This window comes from Thiorhodococcus mannitoliphagus (assembly GCF_010915725.1).
GTDB classification, from domain to species: Bacteria; Pseudomonadota; Gammaproteobacteria; order Chromatiales; family Chromatiaceae; genus Thiorhodococcus; species Thiorhodococcus mannitoliphagus.
The window spans coordinates 1-2492 of record NZ_JAAIJR010000282.1; the positions used below are offsets into that span (position 1 = coordinate 1).

General features: G+C 54.0%; 3 protein-coding genes. 2 read left to right on the forward strand and 1 reads right to left on the reverse strand.

What is annotated here, in order from left to right:
• Positions 1 to 55: 55 nt before the first annotated feature.
• The gene (locus tag G3480_RS26130) at positions 56 to 583 is read right to left on the reverse strand and encodes a reverse transcriptase domain-containing protein (protein WP_164657125.1); all 528 of its coding nucleotides are present in this window, start codon (positions 581 to 583) and stop codon (positions 56 to 58) included.
• 957 nt (positions 584 to 1540) lie between these two features.
• Between G3480_RS26130 and G3480_RS28785 the strand changes: the two genes are divergently transcribed.
• Both G3480_RS28785 and G3480_RS26140 read left to right on the forward strand, forming a co-directional pair.
• Positions 1541 to 1768 carry a type II toxin-antitoxin system HigB family toxin gene (locus G3480_RS28785; protein WP_240906090.1) on the forward strand — a complete coding sequence of 76 codons (228 nt, stop codon included), beginning with the start codon at positions 1541 to 1543 and terminating at the stop codon, positions 1766 to 1768.
• Positions 1765 to 2001 carry a transcriptional regulator, XRE family protein gene (locus tag G3480_RS26140; RefSeq protein ID WP_164657127.1) on the forward strand — a complete coding sequence of 79 codons (237 nt, stop codon included), beginning with the start codon at positions 1765 to 1767 and terminating at the stop codon, positions 1999 to 2001. The genes G3480_RS28785 and G3480_RS26140 overlap by 4 nt, the downstream gene beginning before the upstream one ends.
• Positions 2002 to 2492: the final 491 nt, after the last annotated feature.

Sequence of the window (2492 nt, forward strand, 5' to 3'; positions counted from 1 at the left end):
AACTGAGCCAACTTCGTGCAGGTCAGCTCAACCGTGTGCGTTTTTCACAGGAGCATCAAGATGCCTGATCGAAGAAGCTGCGAATATCCGCTTCGACCACGTAGTTGACCCGACCTTGCTGTAGAACCCGACCAAGATCATCCAGGCATTGGTGCTGACTGCGCCCCGGCCGATAACCGTAGCTGCTGTCCTCGAATTGCACCTCATAGATGGGTTCCAGAACCCGTTTGAGCGCTAGCTCCACCAGCTTATCTTCGAAACAGCTGATCGCCAGCGGTCGCCCTTTTGCACTTCCTGGCTTGGGAATAGAGGTGCGCCGCTTCGGTTGCGGCCGATAGCCCATGTTCTTCAGCCTGCTTGAAAGCTCCCTCAGGTTTTCTTCCAGGTTTACCCGATACTGCTCCTTGGTGATGCCATCAATCCCCACTGCCCGGTTCCCGGGCAGCGCTTCGAAGCAAGCGCGCAGGTGGTCCACATCGTAGATATGATGATAAAGACTGGTGAAGACCAGTCGTGGCTCGCTGCGCGCCTTCTCGCCTATGCGTCTTAGCTCTGTGCTCACTGTGTTTTCCACGCCTTGCATCGTGACAATGTTTCCGCTTCAACGCTCAACCAACCGTGAGGACCTTCGCTCCGAGGGCATTACCCCTCTTCATCGCTAACCGTTGCGGCGTACCGGTCCTCATCACTCGCGACGCGGCCATTTGAGCCCCTCTTGTGACATTGGCGCTCATACTCGGATACTGCATTGCGCGATTCCCCAAGAGCCTTTGCTCGTCGCTCGCCTGGTTGCTCGCCGACCGTTGTGACACTCGATGCCGTCTGAGACCCCGGGGGGACGGTTGATGCTCGTCTATAATGCACCGACCGCTTGGCCTGCGCCCGACCTGACAGGATCGGCTCTCTCCCAAAATTGAAGTTTCTCGGGGCTCTGTGTCGGATTCAGGGCCACACCCTTCACCTCGTGTCACTCATTTATCTGACCTTCAGGCTTGTGCCGTCGAGTCATTACACTTCCGAGCGGCTGACTAAGCCTTACTCGGGAGAGCTTCCCGCTTGCGCGGTTCTCTCACAGTCGGCAACCATTGCCAGGTCACCCAGGTCTCCCATTGCACGCCTTACAGTCCGCTAAAAGCCCCCTGAGATGCGGGCATTGATCATCGTCTCGCCCAAGACCGATCAAAGCACTCGACTAAAGCAATTTTTATTCACAAAAATCAGAGTCTTACTTGACTTGCTGAGGTTGCATCACGGCAGGTGGACCGAACGATGATCAAGGCCGAGATGCGAAAGTACCGCGTTCGCCGCCAGTGGTGGGGTCTTATTCGCCGTACCGACGCCCGATGCTGAAGCCTCTCCCGTCCGCACCGGTGAATCGGCTACATCGCACCATGACATGCGCCAATGGCGCCGGGCGTTTGGCATCGCCTTGGCTGCTTCAAACAACCAATGCTGCCCTTGGTGTAGAATCAAGTCATGCGCATCATTTCAAAAAAAGCCTTTGCGGGAGTTCTGGCAGCGACACCCAGAGGCAAAGGTCATGCTGGAAGACTGGTTCAAGAGGGCTACACATTGCAAGGCCGAATCCTTTCCGCAACTGAAACAGACTTTTGGCTCAGCTGATTACGTGGACGGTTTCACGATTTTTGATGTGGGTAAGAACCGCTATCGGATGGTTGCCGCCATCCATTACGATAAGCAACGGCTTTATGTGCGCCATGTAATGACCCATGCAGAATATGATAGGAATGATTGGAGGAGAAAATGAACCTAGTCATTAATTTCGAACAATTAGTGCCAGCATGGCAGTCGCTGCAGTCGGTTATACCAGTCCATCACATTGATTCTGAATTGGAATATGATCAGGTGACGATGCTACTAAACAGTCTTCTGGATGTCGTGCGTGACGATTCCCAGCACCCTCTGTATTCGCTGGTGGCCGTCATTGGAGATCTCATAGAAGCCTACGAGATTGACCATGAGCCGTTAGATGCTTTTTAACTGAAGTTTCCTGAGTTTCACAACGGTCGATTCCGGGAAGAAATTCGGGGTCAGGTCTCGGGATTCCGGGGACAGTGCGGCCTGGCAAGGCCGCGTGTTCTAGCGGGTGTGACTCCCGCCTGGGTAATCGTAAGGGAGCCAGCTCAGCTCCGGTCAGCCAGCTCCGGCCAGCTCCGGGGACAGTTTACTTAATTCCCTTGGCGAAAAGTGCCAAAAGAAAGCCGGGGTCTCCCCTCGCACACTTCTTCTGATCGGCGGTCGAGCGATCACGTCCCTTTTAGCGAATCGCTATGATTCCTTTCCCTTCCCTCCTCCTTTCCTTCAAGAGAAGCGCGTGCGTCAGTAGGGTCCGTGAAGGGCATAGCCGTCAGGCTAGCGGTATTTTCATTTTAAATCAATATTTTACGAGCGCACCCCATAACTTCTCAATAAGTCATGGCACCCAATAAAACAGAGACTTAGAATCAAAAGAGTCGCACTTCTGCGCCTCA